The sequence below is a fragment of the Paraburkholderia sp. 32 genome (assembly GCF_050435345.1).
Taxonomy (GTDB): domain Bacteria; phylum Pseudomonadota; class Gammaproteobacteria; order Burkholderiales; family Burkholderiaceae; genus Paraburkholderia; species Paraburkholderia tuberum.
In genome coordinates, this window is sequence record NZ_JBNDKD010000003.1 from 1,183,551 (window position 1) to 1,199,877 (window position 16,327).

At 66.9% G+C, this 16,327-nt stretch carries 15 protein-coding genes; 10 read left to right on the forward strand and 5 right to left on the reverse strand.

What is annotated here, in order from left to right:
- Positions 1 to 92: 92 nt before the first annotated feature.
- Positions 93 to 2,030, reverse strand: coding sequence for an MFS transporter (locus OKW26_RS28065; protein ID WP_429355844.1), 1,938 nt, complete (start codon positions 2,028 to 2,030; stop codon positions 93 to 95).
- A gap of 202 nt (positions 2,031 to 2,232) precedes the next feature.
- Positions 2,233 to 2,712: a CBS domain-containing protein gene (locus OKW26_RS28070; RefSeq protein WP_429355845.1), complete on the reverse strand. Its 480-nt coding sequence runs from the start codon at positions 2,710 to 2,712 to the stop codon at positions 2,233 to 2,235.
- A gap of 272 nt (positions 2,713 to 2,984) precedes the next feature.
- On the opposite strand from OKW26_RS28070, the gene OKW26_RS28075 reads away from it, so the two are divergent.
- From OKW26_RS28075 to OKW26_RS28085, 3 genes are all read left to right on the forward strand, one after another.
- Positions 2,985 to 4,379, forward strand: a complete 1,395-nt coding sequence (locus OKW26_RS28075) for an O-acetylhomoserine aminocarboxypropyltransferase (RefSeq protein ID WP_187610890.1) — start codon at positions 2,985 to 2,987, stop codon at positions 4,377 to 4,379.
- Positions 4,376 to 5,209: an alpha/beta fold hydrolase gene (locus tag OKW26_RS28080; protein WP_429355846.1), complete on the forward strand. Its 834-nt coding sequence runs from the start codon at positions 4,376 to 4,378 to the stop codon at positions 5,207 to 5,209. Before OKW26_RS28075 ends, OKW26_RS28080 begins: the two co-directional genes overlap by 4 nt.
- A gap of 209 nt (positions 5,210 to 5,418) precedes the next feature.
- The gene (locus OKW26_RS28085; RefSeq protein WP_184006183.1) at positions 5,419 to 5,739 is read left to right on the forward strand and encodes an Mpo1-like protein; all 321 of its coding nucleotides are present in this window, start codon (positions 5,419 to 5,421) and stop codon (positions 5,737 to 5,739) included.
- 34 nt (positions 5,740 to 5,773) lie between these two features.
- Here the strand turns inward: OKW26_RS28085 and OKW26_RS28090 are convergent, their stop codons facing one another.
- Positions 5,774 to 7,087, reverse strand: coding sequence for a YihY family inner membrane protein (locus OKW26_RS28090; RefSeq protein WP_429355847.1), 1,314 nt, complete (start codon positions 7,085 to 7,087; stop codon positions 5,774 to 5,776).
- Between the two features lie 142 nt (positions 7,088 to 7,229).
- Between OKW26_RS28090 and wrbA the strand changes: the two genes are divergently transcribed.
- From wrbA to OKW26_RS28110, 4 genes are read left to right on the forward strand one after another with little or no spacing between them, the layout of a single operon-like run.
- On the forward strand, positions 7,230 to 7,832 hold the full coding sequence (wrbA, locus tag OKW26_RS28095; protein WP_184063646.1) for an NAD(P)H:quinone oxidoreductase: 603 nt from the start codon (positions 7,230 to 7,232) through the stop codon (positions 7,830 to 7,832).
- A gap of 10 nt (positions 7,833 to 7,842) precedes the next feature.
- On the forward strand, positions 7,843 to 8,412 hold the full coding sequence (locus OKW26_RS28100) for a DUF2069 domain-containing protein (RefSeq protein ID WP_429355848.1): 570 nt from the start codon (positions 7,843 to 7,845) through the stop codon (positions 8,410 to 8,412).
- Between the two features lie 32 nt (positions 8,413 to 8,444).
- A complete protein-coding gene (locus OKW26_RS28105) occupies positions 8,445 to 9,863 on the forward strand; it encodes an FAD-binding oxidoreductase (RefSeq protein WP_429355849.1) in 1,419 nt (472 codons plus the stop codon).
- A 52-nt stretch (positions 9,864 to 9,915) separates the two neighbouring features.
- Complete coding sequence (locus OKW26_RS28110; RefSeq protein ID WP_429355850.1) at positions 9,916 to 10,722, forward strand: metallophosphoesterase; 807 nt, start codon at positions 9,916 to 9,918, stop codon at positions 10,720 to 10,722.
- Between the two features lie 39 nt (positions 10,723 to 10,761).
- On the opposite strand, the gene OKW26_RS28115 is transcribed toward OKW26_RS28110, so the two are convergent.
- Both OKW26_RS28115 and OKW26_RS28120 read right to left on the reverse strand, forming a co-directional pair.
- Complete coding sequence (locus OKW26_RS28115) at positions 10,762 to 10,914, reverse strand: hypothetical protein (protein ID WP_429355851.1); 153 nt, start codon at positions 10,912 to 10,914, stop codon at positions 10,762 to 10,764.
- A 253-nt stretch (positions 10,915 to 11,167) separates the two neighbouring features.
- Positions 11,168 to 12,106, reverse strand: coding sequence for a LysR family transcriptional regulator (locus OKW26_RS28120; RefSeq protein ID WP_184063634.1), 939 nt, complete (start codon positions 12,104 to 12,106; stop codon positions 11,168 to 11,170).
- 155 nt (positions 12,107 to 12,261) lie between these two features.
- Here OKW26_RS28120 and OKW26_RS28125 point away from each other — a divergent pair, with 155 nt between their 5' ends.
- Genes OKW26_RS28125 through OKW26_RS28135 form a run of 3 tightly spaced genes read left to right on the forward strand, consistent with a single transcriptional unit; the run spans position 12,262 to position 16,314 of the window.
- Positions 12,262 to 13,896 (forward strand): efflux transporter outer membrane subunit, encoded by a 1,635-nt coding sequence (locus OKW26_RS28125; protein WP_429355852.1) that lies wholly within the window; start codon positions 12,262 to 12,264, stop codon positions 13,894 to 13,896.
- An 8-nt stretch (positions 13,897 to 13,904) separates the two neighbouring features.
- On the forward strand, positions 13,905 to 16,124 hold the full coding sequence (locus tag OKW26_RS28130; RefSeq protein ID WP_429355853.1) for an FUSC family protein: 2,220 nt from the start codon (positions 13,905 to 13,907) through the stop codon (positions 16,122 to 16,124).
- Positions 16,114 to 16,314 carry a DUF1656 domain-containing protein gene (locus OKW26_RS28135; RefSeq protein ID WP_018421177.1) on the forward strand — a complete coding sequence of 67 codons (201 nt, stop codon included), beginning with the start codon at positions 16,114 to 16,116 and terminating at the stop codon, positions 16,312 to 16,314. The genes OKW26_RS28130 and OKW26_RS28135 overlap by 11 nt, the downstream gene beginning before the upstream one ends.
- The last annotated feature ends 13 nt before the right edge of the window (positions 16,315 to 16,327 follow it).

Below are 16,327 nucleotides of genomic sequence, written 5' to 3' on the forward strand. Positions count from 1 at the left end.
ACGGCGATGGCCGATCGGCCTGGGCGCACTCGGCCGAAAGCGGGTGATGGTGGGCGAGCCCGCCATCTCGGCGTCCGCGCACCGGCCCACGGCTACTTGCGGGCGCCGCGCAGCTCGGTCACGATCCGCTGCAGCGTCTCCGGCGTCGCGAGCGCCGAGTCGATCGGCTCGCCGACGGCGAGGCTCAGCCGGCTCATCACACCTTTGCTGATCGGCCGCGGCCAGGTTGCGTCCACCGCGCGCGAAAACACGCTGCCCCACAGCCCGCGCAGCGCCATCGGAATGACGGGCGCCGGCGTCCGCCTGACGATCTCGGCGACGCCGTGGCGAAACGGATTCAGCTCGCCGGTACGCGTCAGCTTCCCTTCGGGAAAGATACAGACGAGCTCGCCGTCCGCGAGCGCCTGCGCGCACAGGTCGTACGCACGCGCGAGCAGCGCCGCGTCCTGATGCGCGGACGCGATCGGAATCGCCTTCGCGTGCCGGAACAGCCAGCCGACGAACGGCGAGCGGAAGATCTGGTGGTCCATCACGAAGCGGATCGGCCGCGGGCTTTCGGCCATGATGACGATCGCATCGACGAAACTGACGTGGTTGCACACGAGCACCGCCGCGCCCTGCTCCGGAATCCGCTCCGCGTGCACGAGCCGGATCCGGTAGAACGTATGCACGAGCAGCCACGCGATGAAGCGCAGCAGGAACTCGGGCACGAGCGAATAGATGTAGCCCGCGACGACCACATTCAGAAGCGCGGTGACGAGGAAGATCGCCGGAATACTGAAGCCCGCGGCGGTCAGGCCCACCGCCATCAGCGCCGACACGATCATGAACAGCGAATTGAGGATGTTGTTCGCGGCGATGATGCGTGCGCGATGGCTCGGCTGACTACGACTCTGGATCAGCGCATACAGCGGCACGCTGTAAAAGCCGCCGAACATCGCGAGCAGGAACAGATCGGCGAGCACGCGCCAATGCGCTAGCCGCGCGAGAAATTCGCCAACGCTGAGCAGATGCCCCGCCGGCGGCAGCGCGTGGCTCGCGAAAAAAAGATCGATCGCGAACACGCTCATGCCGATCGAGCCGAGCGGCACGAGGCCGACTTCGATCCGCCGCTTCGAGAGCCGTTCGCACAACAGCGAGCCGATGCCGATGCCGATCGAAAACGTGGCGAGCAGCACGGTCACGACGTCGGGATCGGCGGACAGCACGTCCTTCGCGAAGTTGAAGAACGACGCGAGGAACGTCGCGCCGACGAACCACAGCCACGAAATGCCGAGCAGACCAAGAAACACCGTGCGGTTTTCGTGCGCGAGCTTCAGATTGCGCCACGTTTCGCTGACCGGGTTCCAGTTGATGCGCAACCCGGGCTGCGGCGCGGGCGTAGCCGGCACGAAGCCCGACACGGCGCGCCCGATCAGCGCGATCGCGATACACGCGCAAGCGAGCACCACCGCGCCATGCTCGGCGAACCCCGCGCCCGCGCCGCCGACGATCGTGCCGATCAGGATCGCGACGAAGGTGCCCATCTCGACCATGCCATTGCCGCCGACTAGCTCCGCCTGCGACAGATGCTGCGGCAGATACGAGTACTTGACCGGCCCGAATACCGTCGAATGCACGCCCATCAGGAACGTGCACAGGTACAGCAACGGCGCGCCATGCAGCCAGAACCCCGCACCGCCGACCAGCATCACCGCGATCTCGAAAGTCTTGACGAGGCGCGTGAGCAACGCTTTGTCGTACTTGTCCGCGATCTGGCCGGAAGTGGCCGAAAACAGCACGAAAGGCAGAATGAAAATCGCGGAGATCAGGAACGCCGCGGTTTTCGGGTCGACGCCCGAAAACCGCGCCGCGTGATACGTGACGAGCGACGTGAAGCCGATCTTGAACACGTTGTCGTTCATCGCGCCGAGAAACTGTGTCCAGAAGAACGGCGCGAAGCGGCGCTGGCCGAGCAGGCGGAACTGGGATTCGTGCGCTTCGTGCGCGCGAGCGGCGCGGCGGGCAGCGGGCAACGGACGATCGTTCATGAAGTCAGGAGAACGGCGCGGAAAAATGGCGATGACGCGGGCGGCACGGCCGGCAAGCGGATCGCCGCGACTCGCGCACGCGGCTGCCGCAATCCGTCCGCACCAGCTCCAGACACAAAAAAAGCGCCCGCTTGCGCGCGCGCCCTGTCGGCGGATTCGCGCTCGCGGCGACGGCCGGAGCGCGACCTTCGAGCCACGCGCATCAACGCGCCGGCTGCTGGGCCGGCTGCTGGTCCTGTCCTTCCTGCTCTTCCGGCCAGTCGCGGATATAGGCCTTCAGCATGCGGTTCTCGAACCCCTGCTCCTCGACCACCGCCTTCGCGACGTCGTAAAACGAGATGACGCCCATCAGCGTGCGGCTTTCCATGACGGGCAGATAGCGCACGTGATGCTCGAGCATCATGCGGCGCACTTCGTTGACGTCGGTTTCGGGCGTGCAGGTGAGCGGATGGTCGTCCATCACCTTGCGGATCGTCGAGGTGCCGACGCTGCCGCCGTTCTCGCTCAAGGTCAGAATGATTTCGCGAAACGTCAGCATGCCGACGAGGTCGCCGTACTCCATCACGACGAGCGAGCCGATGTCGTGCTCGGCCATGGTATTGACGGCGTCATGCAGCGTGGTATCCGGCGTGACCGTAAAAAGGGTATTGCCCTTGACTTTAAGAATGTCGCTGACTCGCATGATCTATCTCCTGATACCGCCAATCTTGCAGTGCATGAAATGTTTTTTCGATCCTATCGGAAAGGCCCATAAAAGGAAAGCGGCCCGCCAGCCAAGGCGCGGCGGGCTTCGGAGACTCGAATTCGTCTGACTTCCACATTGCGAGCATGCCCCGCTCCCGGCACGAGCCGCAGGAACCCGCGGGAAAACCGCGCTTGAAGCGGCGCGCGCCAATGGTAGGATGGCCGCCCACCCCGATCTTTCGCGAGGCCGCTCGCGGCCCGCCGCCCACGATGTCCGCCAACCGTTTCGATACGCTTGCGCTGCACGCCGGCGCAGCCCCGGACCCTGCCACCGGCGCGCGCGCGACGCCGATCTACCAGACCACGTCGTTTTCGTTCCGCGACTCGGATCATGCCGCCGCGCTGTTCAACATGGAGCGCGCCGGCCACGTCTACTCGCGCATCTCGAATCCTACCGTCGCTGTGTTCGAGGAGCGCGTCGCCGCGCTCGAAAACGGCGCCGGCGCGATCGGCACCGCGAGCGGCCAGGCCGCGCTGCATCTGGCGATCGCGACGCTGATGGGCGCGGGTTCGCACATCGTCGCGTCGAGCGCGCTGTACGGCGGCTCGCACAATCTGCTGCATTACACGCTGCGACGCTTCGGTATCGAGACGACCTTCGTCAAGCCCGGCGACCTCGACGCGTGGCGCGCCGCGCTGCGCCCCAACACGCGCCTGCTATTCGGCGAAACGCTCGGCAATCCGGGCCTCGACGTGCTCGACATCGCCGCACTCGCACAGATCGCGCACGCGCACCGCCTGCCGTTGCTGGTCGACTCGACCTTCACGACGCCCTACCTGCTGCGCCCCTTCGAGCACGGCGCCGACCTCGTCTACCACTCGGCGACCAAGTTTCTCGGCGGCCACGGCACGACGATCGGCGGGGTGCTGGTCGACGGCGGCACGTTCGACTTCGAGGCTTCCGGCCGCTTTCCCGAATTTACCGAGCCGTACGACGGTTTCCACGGCATGGTATTCGCCGAGGAAAGCACCGTCGCGCCGTTCCTGCTGCGCGCGCGTCGGGAAGGCTTGCGCGACTTCGGCGCGTGCCTGCATCCGCAGGCCGCGTGGCAGCTGCTGCAAGGCATCGAGACACTGCCGTTGCGCATGGAGCGTCACGTCGTCAACACACGGCGCGTGGTCGAGTTTCTCGCCGGTCATGCGGCGGTCGAATCGGTCGCCTATCCCGAGTTGCCGACGCATCCCGACCACGCGCTCGCCAGGCGGCTGCTACCGCGCGGCGCGGGCGCCGTGTTCAGCTTCAACCTGCGCGGCGACCGCGCGGCCGGGCGCGCCTTCATCGAAGCGCTCACGCTCTTCTCGCACCTCGCGAACGTCGGCGACGCGCGCTCGCTGGTGATTCACCCGGCATCGACGACGCACTTCCGCATGGATGCCGCCGCGCTCGCCGCGGCCGGTATCACCGAAGGCACGATCCGCCTGTCGATCGGGCTCGAAGATCCGGATGACCTGATCGACGATCTCAAGCGCGCGCTGAAGGCCGCGCAAAAAACCGCGCAACCGGCGAGCGGCGGTCGTACCGCAACGCCGAGCAGCGCCTCGCAACAGACCGCCACTGCCGCGCCCGCCGCCACGAGCACCCCTGCCCGCCCGGAGTCCGCATGATCGTCAGCGTTCAAGGCAAACCGGCCTACGCCTACACCGGCGGCAAACCCTTCGACGCGAGCCTGCCAACCGCCGTGTTCATCCACGGTGCCGAGCACGATCACTGCGTGTGGGCGCTGCAAAGCCGCTACTTCGCGCATCACGGCTTCGGCGTGCTCGCGGTCGATCTGCCGGGCCACCGACGCAGCGCCGGCCCCGCGCTCGCCAGCATCGCCGCGCTGGCCGACTGGCTCGCTGCGCTGCTCGACGCCGTGGGCGTCACGCGTGCGTTCGTCGCCGGTCACAGCATGGGCTCGCTGATCGCGCTCGACTTCGCCGGCCGCTATCCGCAGCGCGCAACGCATCTTGCGCTGCTCGCCACCGCGCTGCCGATGACGGTCTCCGACGCGCTGCTCGACGCCGCGCTCAATCGCGAGCCCGAGGCAATCGGCATGGTCAACCAGTGGTCGCATTCGACGCTCGCCGCGAAGCCCTCGTGCCCCGGCCCCGGTTTCTGGCTGCACGGCATGAACCAGCGGCTGATGGAGCACGTGTCCGCCGGCGGCGAGCCGCATCTGTTCCACACCGACTTCACGGCCTGCCATACCTATGCGGACGGCCACGCTCGTGCGGCGCAGGTGCGTTGCGCCACGCGCCTGATCGTTGGCCGGCGCGATGCGATGACGCCGCCGCGCGCGGCGAAAGCGCTTGCCGATGCGCTCGCGCAGGCGGGCACGCCGGTCGACACCGTCACGCTCGATGCGGGCCACGCGTTGATGACCGAGCAACCCGACGCGACGCTCGATGCGCTCTATGGCTTCGCTTCGCGGCCGCCGCACGAAGCGGGCTGAAGGGGCGCGCGATGGCCGCTCGCCGCGCGCCTCGGTGCTCCGCGGGCGGCCGTCGGGAATGCCGTTGCGAATCGCCACCGAATCACTGCCGAACGACCACGATACCCACGCCGAACCCGCCGCGCCATCTGCCGAATGGCCAGGTTGCGCCAGGCAGGCGATCGCCGGAGAATGATCGAAGCTGTCTTTTTCAGCCTCCGGAGGCCGTCATGGCTCATACAGCACATACCGATCACTTCGCGAACTTCGCGGAGTTTTATCCGTACTACCTGAGCGAGCATCGCAATCTCGTGTCGCGGCGGCTGCATTTCGTCGGCTCGCTCGGCGTCATTGGCTGCCTCGCGATGGCGCTCGCCACCGGCGACTGGCTATGGTTGCCGGCGGCCGTGGTGTGCGGCTACGGCTTCGCGTGGGTCGGCCATTTCTTCTTCGAAAAGAACCGGCCTGCCACCTTCCGTCATCCGTTTTACAGCCTGATGGGCGACTGGGTGATGTTCAAGGACATCTGCGTGGGGAAGATTTCGTTGTAGTTTTATCGGGGCGGCTCGAAGTCTGGCGGCCCTATCACGCCGCCTGGTGCGGCATCGAAGCCGCCGCGCGCTCGCCATCGCCGGCTCGCGCCGCCCGTGCCGCCGCGCGCGAGGCGAGCAACGCGGCGAGCGTCACCTTCAGCTGGTCGTTGTCGAGCGCGGCGAGCAGCATGCCGCCGTCCACGCGTGTGGAGTCGAGTTCGAGCTGATACGTAAGCTCCGCGCGGTCGATCACGAACAGGTCGTACAGCCGCTGCACGGTCACCTGCGCCGGGTTCGCGAGGAGCACGAAGTGCGGGCCGGTATGGTCCTCCTCCAGCCGCGCGATCCACTCGATCTCCTCGAGACGCTGCAACAGCATCAGCGTCGTATCCTTGTCGCGGCGAAGCATCCGGGCAAGCTCGGGCATCGTGTAGCCGCGTCTGCCGCTCTCACGCGCCTCGCACAGCCGTGCGAGCAATTCGAGCGAATCGAACAGATTGCTGCCATAGAACACAGGGCGGTGAAACTGACCGATGCGAATCGCCGGCAACGCCGATGCGATCATCGCGCCGGTCAGCGTGATGAACCAGCACAGGTACATCCACAACAGGAACAGCGGCACCGCGGCGAACGCGCCGTACACCGCCGTATAGGTCGGAATACGGCGCACGTAGTAGCCGAAGCCGCGCTTGGCGAGCTCGAACGCGACCGCGGCGATCACGCCGCCGACCACCGCGTCGCGCCATTCGACACGGCAGTTCGGCAGATAAACGTAAAGGATCGTGAACGCGAGCATCGTGAACGGCAGCGAGGCGCTCGCGAGCGCCCATTCGATCAGCGGTGTGATGCGCTGCGCGGCGCTAAACGACATCGATTGCGTGAACACATACGACGAGATGGAGAGGCTCACGCCGATCAGGATCGGACCGAGCGTGATGATCGCCCAGTACACGAGAATGCGCTGCGCGACGGGCCGCGCCTTGCGCACGCGCCAGATCACATTGAACGCGGACTCGACGGTCATCATCGTCATCACCGCGGTGACGAACAGGATGATCATGCCGATCGTGGTCAGCCCTTTGGCCTTCGATGCGAACTGGTTCAGATACTTGAAGATCTGATCGTTCAGTTGCGCGGGCATCAGGTGGTCGGCAAGAAAAAACTGCAGCGACGCCTGAAACGAGCTGAAGATCGGAAACGCGGTGAACAGCGCAAACGCGACGGTGGCGAGCGGCACGAGCGCGAGCATCGTCGTGAACGTCAGGCTGCCCGCGACCTGCGGAATCCGGTCCTCGCCGATGCGTTGCGCCGCGAATTGCGCGAGCCGTTTGAGCGTGTCGAGATCGAAACGCATCCTAACCAACAAACCTGCCTCCTTGCTTGCTGAACCGTCAGACCGGGACTGCGGGAACTCCGCGCGGCGTTTGGCCGAAGCTCCTGGCCGAACGGCTATGAGCGGCCTGTGCAACTGACCGAACCCCTATAATACCCGTTCAATGATGAGGCCTATGAAAGACATTCTCGTGCTTTATTACAGCCGTCACGGCGCCACCCGCGAGCTCGCGCTGGCGATCGCGCACGGCGTCGACAGCGTCCCCGGCATGCAGGCGCGCGTGCGCACCGTGCCGGCGGTTTCCACGGTTTGCGAGGCGAGCGAGCCGGACATTCCCGCCGAAGGACCACCGTACGTCGAGCTGCGCGACCTCGAAGAATGCGCGGGCCTCGCGCTCGGTTCGCCGACCCGCTTCGGCAACATGGCTGCCGCGCTCAAATACTTTCTCGACGGCACCACGCCGCAGTGGCTATCCGGTGCACTGTCGGGCAAGCCGGCCTGCGTGTTCACGTCGACCGGCAGCCTGCACGGCGGCCAGGAATCCACGCTGCTGTCGATGATGCTGCCGCTGCTCCATCACGGCATGCTGATCGTCGGCATTCCATACACGGAGAGCGCGCTGTCCACCACGCAGACCGGCGGCACGCCGTACGGCGCGTCGCATTACGCGCGCGCGGGCACGACCGGCCATGGCATCTCCGCCGACGAACGGACGCTGGCGATTGCGCTTGGTGCGCGCGTTGGGCGCACGGCGGCGTCGATGTCCGAAAGGCCGTGAGCGTAAAGCCGTGAACGAACCGGATCCGCAACCGACCGAACGCGACGACGCCCGTCGTGACGCGGGTGGCGCTGAACTCGCGGCCACGAACTCCGGGGGCCACGCGAACGCGGCGCCCGCAAGCCTCGCGGCCAACGCGTCGGCATCTACGACCGTCGTGCCCGTGCAACCCAAAGCTGCCGCCGCGCTCGTCGCCGCTTTCACACTGGTCTCGATGATCGTGCTTGCCGTCGCATGGGAATGGTGGCTCGCGCCGTTGCGCTCTGGCGGCTCGCTGCTCGTGCTGAAAGCGTTGCCGCTACTCTGCGCGTTGCCGGGCGTGTGGCGACGTCGGCTTTACACGATGCAATGGGCGTCGATGCTGATCCTGCTGTATTTCGCCGAAGGCGTCGTGCGTGGCTGGAGCGATCATGGCTTGAGCGCGCGGCTCGGCTGGCTTCAAGCGGCGCTCGCCATGATCTTCTTCACCTGCGCACTCGCGTATGTCGGACCGTTCAAGCGCGCGGCGAAACGAGCTGCGAAGCAGGCTGCAAAGCAGGCTGCACAGCAAGCCGCCAGCGAACCGACCCCGCCCGCCTGACGCCCAGGCCCCGACACCGTCAACCGATCCACATGACCCACACCGCTTTTCTCGCCGCCTGCCGCGACGCCATCGGCGCGACTTACGTACTGACCGATTCGCACGACACCGCTCCCTTTCTGACCGACTGGCGCCGCCGCTACACCGGCGCGGCCTGCGCGGTGCTGTGCCCGGCCACGTCCGCGGAAGCCGCCGCGCTCGTCAGGCTCGCGGTCGAACATTGCGTCGCGCTGGTGCCGCAGGGCGGCAACACCGGCCTCGCGGGCGGCGCGACACCCGACGCGAGCGGCGCGCAGGCGGTCATCAGCCTGCGCCGCCTGAATCGCGTGCGCGACATCGATCCGCACAACAACACGATCACGGTCGAAGCCGGCGTGATCCTCGCCGACGTGCAGAAGCACGCCGAAGCGGCCGGGCGTCTGTTTGCGCTGAGCCTCGCCGCCGAAGGCAGCTGCACGATCGGCGGCAATCTGTCGACCAACGCGGGCGGCACCGGCGTGCTGCGCTATGGCAACTCGCGCGAGCTATGCCTCGGCCTCGAAGTGGTGACGCCGCAAGGCGAACTGTGGGACGGCCTGCGCGGGCTGCGCAAGGACAACACCGGCTACGATCTGCGCGACCTGTTCATCGGCGCGGAAGGCACGCTGGGCCTGATCACCGCGGCGGTGCTCAAGCTGCATCCGCAGCCGGCCGCGCGCGTCACCGCGCTCGCCGCGCTCGCATCACCGCATGCGGCGCTCGATTTTCTCGCGCTCACGCAACGCGTCGCCGGGCCGCTCCTGACCGGCTTCGAACTGATGTCGGATTTCTGCCTGCGCCTCGTCGGCCGGCACTTCGAGCAGATGCGTTATCCGTTCGCCGAACCGCATGCGCAGGTCGTGCTGCTCGAACTGTCGGACAGCGAAAGCGAAGTGCACGCGCGCACGCTGTTCGAGGGGCTGATGGAAACCGCGCTCGAACAAGGTCTCGTGGAAGACGCCGTGGTGGCGGAAAACCTCGCGCAGTCTCGCGCGTTCTGGAATCTGCGCGAGCACATTCCGCTCGCCCAGGCCGAGGAGGGCCTGAACATCAAGCACGACATCGCGGTGCCGATTTCACGCATCGGCCATTTCATCGAAGCGACCGATGCGGCAATCGCGCAAGCCGCGCCGGGCGCGCGCATGGTCACGTTCGGCCATCTCGGCGACGGCAATCTGCACTACAACGTGCAGGCGCCCGAGGGCGTCGATGCGAAGGCGTTTCTGCGGCAGTACCAGAGCCCGATCAACCGGATCGTCTACGACAGCGTCGATGCGCATCGCGGCAGCATCAGCGCGGAACACGGACTCGGCCAGTTGAAGATCGACGAAGCCGCCCGCTACAAGCAGGACGTCGAGGTGCGGATGATGCGCGCGATCAAGCAGGCGCTCGATCCGCTGAACCTGATGAATCCGGGCAAGGTGCTACGCTAATATCTGAAGCCTGCGCGATCCGGCGCGCAGGCGTTTTGCAGGAGTCGCGTCCGTGAAGATTCGCGTGCTGTCCGATCTGCATCTGGAAAACGACGAGCCTGAACTGATCCCGCATGCGCAGGCGGATCTCGTGGTGCTGGCGGGCGACATCCACAATCATGCGGCCGGCCCGCGCTGGGCCGCGCAGGCGTTCGACGACGCGGTGCCGGTCGTCTACGTGCCGGGCAATCACGAGTACTACGACGGTGAATTCGGCGCGCTGGAGAGCGCGATGCTCGACGCGGCCGCGCAGGTCGACAACGTGCATATGCTGAACAACGCCGCGCTGGTCGACAGCCAGGGCCACTGGCGCGTGCTCGGCACGACGTTGTGGACCGACTTCGCGCTGTACGGCGCGACACCGGATGCAATCGAGGAATCGATCGTCGCCGCGCGCCGGGTCATGCTCGACTATCGCGGGCTGATCCAGATGAACTGGCCGCACGACCCGCGCGACGCCGCGCGCGACTTCACGCCCGCCGATTCGCTCGCGCTGCACCAGCATGCGCGCGCGTGGCTCGAAAGCGAGCTTGCCAAACCGTTCGCCGGCCAAACGATCGTGGTCACGCATCACGCGCCGCATCGGCTGAGCCTGGCCGGGCGTTTTGCCGAAGACCGCGTGTCGGCGGGCTTCGTCAACCATCTGCCCGAGCTCGTGCGCGCGCCTGTCGCGTTGTGGATTCATGGCCACACGCATACGTCGTTCGACTACGTGGTGGACGGCACGCGCGTCGTGTGCAATCCGCGCGGCTATTTCGACCGGCGCACGCGCCAGTGGGAAAATCCGCTGTTTGCGTGGGACAAGGTCGTCGAGATCTAGCGGGTGCGGGCCTCTTGCATCAGATCAACCCGCCGCCGCTCACCGCTCGCGCCGCGGCGCATCCTTTGACTCGACCTCGACCGGCACGAGCTGCGGCTGCTGTTCGCGCATGCGGCGCAGCAGATCGCGCGACGCGGCGACGCCGATCAGTCCAAACATGACGGCCAAGCCGATCATCAGGTGCGTATCCATGGATGTGTCGTCCTTCAGTGGTTGCGAGGCGCCGAACGGCGGCGAATCCAGCGCGTCCGGCCAGAGCGGCGACGCGTGAACGACACGTTAACAAATCGGCTGCGCGGCAGAAGTAAAGAAATGTTGCGGCGCGGCGCGTGTGTAACAGGCTGTCACGCCGCGTACCCACTCCGCGTGCCGCACTCCGCGTGCCGCACTCCGCGTGCCGCACTCCGCGTGCCGCTCGAACGTCAATGCATGACGAGCAGATCGGTCAGGTCCGCGCGAACTGCCGCAACTCCTCCTGATCCGCCGCCAGCGTCGAAGGCAACTCGTCGCGCAGGAATTCGACCCACGTGCGGATCTTCGCATCGAGATACTGCCGCGACGGATACAGCGCATACAGATTCATCTGCTGCGACGTGTACCCGGGCATCAGCCACACCAGTTCGCCGCTGCGCAAACGGCTGATCGCCGAGTAGATCGGAATCAGCGCTACGCCCATGCCCTGGGCGACGGCCACGACCATCGCCTCGGCCACGTTCACCTGAAACGTCGCCGCGCCGAGCGAGACCACTTCCTCGCCGTGCGGGCCGTCGAAGGTCCATTTGTCCGGCGGATTCACCGGCGTCACCATCTGCAGGCAGACGTGCTGCGCCAGGTCCGCAGGCGTTTGCGGCACGCCGCGCCGTTCGAGGTACGCCGGCGACGCGCACGCAATGCTGAACGCGCTGCCAAGGCGCTGCGACACGAGCCCCGAATCCGGCAGGCCGGTCGCGAGCGTCAGCGACACGTCGAAGCCTTCGTCGAGCAGATCGGGCATGCGCTGCGCGAGCGTCAGTTCGATATGCACGTCCGGGTAGCGCTGCTGGTAACGGCCTACGGCCGGCACCACGTAGTGCTGGCCGAAGCTCGTCATCGCGTGAACCTTCAGCTTGCCGGACGGACGCGCGTGCGCGTCGCTCGCCTCGGCCTCCGCCTGATCCACGTACGCGAGAATCTGCTCGCAGCGCTGCAGATAGCGCTCGCCAGCTTCGGTCAGCGCGATGCGGCGCGTGGTCCGGTTCAAAAGCCGTGTGCGCAGATGCGCTTCCAGATCGGAAACCGCGCGCGACGCGTAGGCCGTCGTCGTATTCAGATGCTGTGCGGCGCCCGTGAAGCTGCCCGCTTCGACGACGCGGACGAAAACGCGCATGTTTTGAAGCGTGTCCATACCTATCCTCAGAAATCGGCATCGATTGTTACACGATCAGCAATGGCGATTGTCTCATGTCTGGTAAAAATGCCTTGCATCTTTACCGGTTATTCCGCAATCGATCAAAAAATATAATTGCGCACAAGCTTCTATAGTCAAATTTGGAGGAAATCGTGCAGTCTCCGGTACTCAAAGGGATCGCCGCGGCCGCGGTTCTTACGATCCTATTAACAATCGCCGGATGCGCAAGTACCGGAGGCGTCGCGCCGCAAACGCACACGATCAATCCTGCGTCGCTCGATGCGGGCAACGCAATCCGCGCCGCCAACGCCGACGCGCAGTGGCCCGCCGCCGACTGGTGGCGCGCCTATGACGATCCGCAGCTGGACCGGTGGATCGCGGACGCGCAAGCCGGCAATCCCAGTCTCGCGGTCGCCCAGGCGCGCGTGCGTGAGGCGGCGTCGATGGCCGGCGTCGCGCGCGCGGCGCTCGCGCCGCAAGTCAACGGCAGCCTGTCGATCCAGCGCCAGCAGTGGGCCGACAACGTGTTCTACGGTCCGGGGCCGCTCGCCGGCGAGCAGTCGTGGAACAACACCGGCACGCTCGGCCTCGCGTATCACCTCGATTTCTGGGGCAAGGACAAGAACGCCGCCGAGCGCGCGCTCGACCTCGCGCACGCCAGCGCCGCCGACGCGCGCGCCGCGCAGCTCGAACTGCAGGCGAACGTCGTGCGCACCTATATCGAGATGTCGCTGAACTACGCGTTGCTCGACATCGCGAAGGCCACGCTGCAGCAACAGCAGCAGATCGTCGACCTCGCGAACCGGCGCCTGAAGGGCGGCATCGGCACGCAGCTCGAAGTGAGCCAGGCCGAGACGCCGATGCCCGAGTACGAGCGCCAGATCGACGCGATCGAGGAGAAGATCGCGCTCGGCCGCAATCAGTTGGCCGCGCTCGCGGGCAAGGGTCCGGGCGCCGGCGACGCGATCCAGCGCCCGGCGCTGTCGCTCGCCGCGCCCGCTGGTCTGCCGGCCGCGCTGCCCGCGGATCTGATCGGCCACCGGCCCGACGTGGTCGCGGCACGCTGGACGGTCGCCGCGCAGGCGCGCGGCATCGACGTCGCCAAGGCCGGGTTCTATCCGGACATCAACCTGCTCGCGTCGATCGGCGGCTATGCGGCGATGGGGCCGCTGTTCCAGTTTCTGAAGAGTCCGTCGCATAGCTGGAGCGTGGGTCCCGCGCTGACGCTGCCGATCTTCGACGGCGGCCGGCTGCGCTCGCAGCTCGGCGCGGCGTCGGCGGGCTACGACGAGGCCATCGAGCGCTACAACCAGTCGATCGTGGGCGCGCTGAAGGACATCTCCGACCAGGTGATCCGCATCCGTTCGCTGACCACCCAGGCCGACGACGCCGACCGCTCGGTCGCCGCCGCGCGCAGGAACTACGAGCTGTCGCGCGAAGGCTACCGGCGCGGCTTGACCGACTACCTGAACGTGCTGGTCGCGCAAAACCAGTTGCTGCGCGCGCAGGAAGGTGTCGCCAAAGTGCAGGCCGAGCGGCTCGGCGCGCATGCGTCGTTGATGACGGCGCTCGGCGGCGGTCTCGACGATCCGGCCAACGGTCCGCGGGATAACGAAACGTTGCCGGCGCATGGCAAGGGCAGCGGTGAGAGCAAGAGCGGCGCGGCGAGTAGCGACACGGCAACAGCGGATGCGGATGCAGATGCGAACGCCAACGCAAAGACCAACGCGGCCATCACCTCTGCCACCACCGCCTCGCGCGCCCCGAACGCGCCCGCGTCCGAGTAAGGAAGGCCATGTCCTCCTCGCCCTCCCCGTCGAGCGCGCGCCCCGCCTCGTTCGCCGCGCTCTACGAAGCCGCCGCCCACTGGGCGCGCACCGACGGCCTCGTATGGATCTATCTGTTCAAGTCGCTCGCCGCGTGCTTCCTCGCGCTCGGCATCGCGATGAAGCTCGATCTGCCGCAGCCGCGCACCGCGATGACCACCGTGTTCATCGTGATGCAGCCGCAAAGCGGCGCAGTGTTCGCGAAGAGCTTCTATCGGATCTGCGGCACGCTGGTCGGTCTCGTCGTGATGCTCGCGCTGATCGGACTGTTCGCGCAGCAGCCGGAGCTGTTCCTCGTCACGACCGCGATCTGGGTCGGCATCTGCACCGCCGGCGCCGCGCGCAATCGCAACTTCCGTTCGTACGGCTTCGTGCTGGCGGGCTACACGGCCGCGCTGATCGGCATCCCCGCTTCGCAGCATCCGGACGGCGCGTTCCTGAGCGCGCTCACGCGGGTCGCGGAAGTGGTGATCGGGATCATCTGCGCGGGTGCGGTCAGCGGCCTCGTGTTTCCGCAGTTCGCCGGCCTGCAGATGCGCAGCACCGTGCGTGCGCGCTTCTCCGCGTTCGTCGAGTACGTGTCGGCGTCGCTTGCCGGGCGCAACGATCGCGCGCAGATCGAGGCGACCAATGCGCGCTTCGTCGCCGACATCGTCGGCTTCGAGGCCGCGCGCAGCATCGCCGTGTTCGAAGGCCCCGATTCGCGGATGCGCGGCGGGCGCCTCGCGCGTCTGAACAGCGAGTTCATGACCGCGTCGACGCGCTTTCACGCGCTGCATCAGCTGATGAACCGTCTGCGCGACAGCGGCACGCACGGCGCGGCGATCGCGATCGCCGCGCTCGAACCGTACTTCAAGGAGATCGCGCCGTTGCTCGCGAAGTCGGGCGAGCCGGTGCTGAGCGCGGCCGACGCCGCGCACGCCGCGGCCCAGCTCGACACCTACAGGAGCGAGTTGCCCAAACGCGTGCGCGCGACGCGCGACGAGCTCGAAACGCACCCCGACGCGCCGTTGCTCGATTTCGACACGGGCGCCGAGCTGCTGTACCGCTTCATCGACGACCTGCATGCGTACGCGGCGACCTACGCGTCGCTCGCCGTCGACAAGCACGCGCGCGAACGCTGGATCGAGCGCTACGAGCCGAAAACCAACGCGATCGCGGCCGGCGTCGCGGGCCTGCGCGCGGCCATCGTGATGACGGTGCTCGGGGCGTTCTGGATCGCCACCGCGTGGCCGAGCGGCTCGACGTTGACGCTGGTCGCAGCGACCGTGTGCGCGCTCGCGTCGGCGTCGCCGGATCCGAAGCGCACCGCGTTCAAGATGGCCGGCGGCACGGTGCTCGCGACGCTGATGGGCATGATCGCGGTGTTCGGCGTGTATCCGCACATCGACGGCTTCGTGATGCTGTGCGTCGCGCTCACGCCGTTCCTGCTGCTCGGCGTGTTGATGACCACGCGTGCGACGCTCGCGGGCTACGGCGTCGGCTACTGCATCTTCTTCTGCTTCCTCGCCGGCCCCGACAACGTGATTCACTACGACCCGAGTGCGTTCATGAACGACGCGCTCGCGCTGGTGCTGTCGATGCTGGTGTCGTCGATCGCGTTCGCGGTGCTGCTGCCGCCGTCGACGCCGTGGCTGCGCAACCGTCTGCTCGTCGACCTGCGCCGCCAGGTGGTGCTGGCCGGCCGCGCGGGTCTGGCACGCGTGCGCTCGCGCTTCGAAAGCGGCGCGCGCGATCTGATGTTCCAGATCGACGCGCTGTCGCAGAACGAGCCCGAAACGAAGCGCGACACGCTGCGCTGGCTGTTTTCGGTGTTGGAGATCGGCAACGCGATGATCGACCTGCGCCGCGAAATCGCGACGCTGCCCAACGAGCCGCGCTACCACAAAGCGGCACCGTGGCGCGTCGCGCTGCGCGCGCTGCGCGATGCGCTCGCGGCGCTGTTCGAGCGGCCGCGGCAGCAGCACTTCGCGCGCGCGCTCGCGGCGACCGCCGATGCGATCGCGCAAGTGCAGCAGCTGATGGCCGGCTTCACGCCATCGCGTGAAGAACGCCATCAGCTGTTGCGCATCCTCAGTCAACTGCATTTCATCCGTACCGCGCTGCTCGATCCGCAATCGCCGCTTGCCTCGGCGATCGGCGCGCGCGCGGACGCATCAGAAGAAAAAGGAGTTCCTCATGCCGCGTGATATCGCCGTGCTCGATGCCTATGTGCCAGCCATTGTGCTGCTGTTCATCGCGGGCGCCGCGCTGACCTGGCTCGTCGATCGCGTGATCGCCTATACGGGCCTCTATCGCGTGGTGTGGCACCCCTCCCTGTTCCGGGCCAGCTTGCTCGTGTCCGTGTGCGGCCTTCTCGGCCTCGCCGTTTATCGTTGATCAGAGTCGAAAC

Coding starts and splice junctions, on each gene's coding strand:
- OKW26_RS28120 (WP_184063634.1), bottom strand. CDS start 12,106: ATGGACACGCTTCAAAACATGCGCGTTTTCGTCCGCGTCGTCGAAGCG.
- OKW26_RS28115 (WP_429355851.1), bottom strand. CDS start 10,914: ATGGATACGCACCTGATGATCGGCTTGGCCGTCATGTTTGGACTGATC.
- OKW26_RS28135 (WP_018421177.1), top strand. CDS start 16,114: ATGCCGCGTGATATCGCCGTGCTCGATGCCTATGTGCCAGCCATTGTG.
- OKW26_RS28065 (WP_429355844.1), bottom strand. CDS start 2,030: ATGAACGATCGTCCGTTGCCCGCTGCCCGCCGCGCCGCTCGCGCGCAC.
- OKW26_RS28105 (WP_429355849.1), top strand. CDS start 8,445: ATGACCCACACCGCTTTTCTCGCCGCCTGCCGCGACGCCATCGGCGCG.
- OKW26_RS28070 (WP_429355845.1), bottom strand. CDS start 2,712: ATGCGAGTCAGCGACATTCTTAAAGTCAAGGGCAATACCCTTTTTACG.
- wrbA (WP_184063646.1), top strand. CDS start 7,230: ATGAAAGACATTCTCGTGCTTTATTACAGCCGTCACGGCGCCACCCGC.
- OKW26_RS28085 (WP_184006183.1), top strand. CDS start 5,419: ATGGCTCATACAGCACATACCGATCACTTCGCGAACTTCGCGGAGTTT.
- OKW26_RS28130 (WP_429355853.1), top strand. CDS start 13,905: ATGTCCTCCTCGCCCTCCCCGTCGAGCGCGCGCCCCGCCTCGTTCGCC.
- OKW26_RS28075 (WP_187610890.1), top strand. CDS start 2,985: ATGTCCGCCAACCGTTTCGATACGCTTGCGCTGCACGCCGGCGCAGCC.
- OKW26_RS28080 (WP_429355846.1), top strand. CDS start 4,376: ATGATCGTCAGCGTTCAAGGCAAACCGGCCTACGCCTACACCGGCGGC.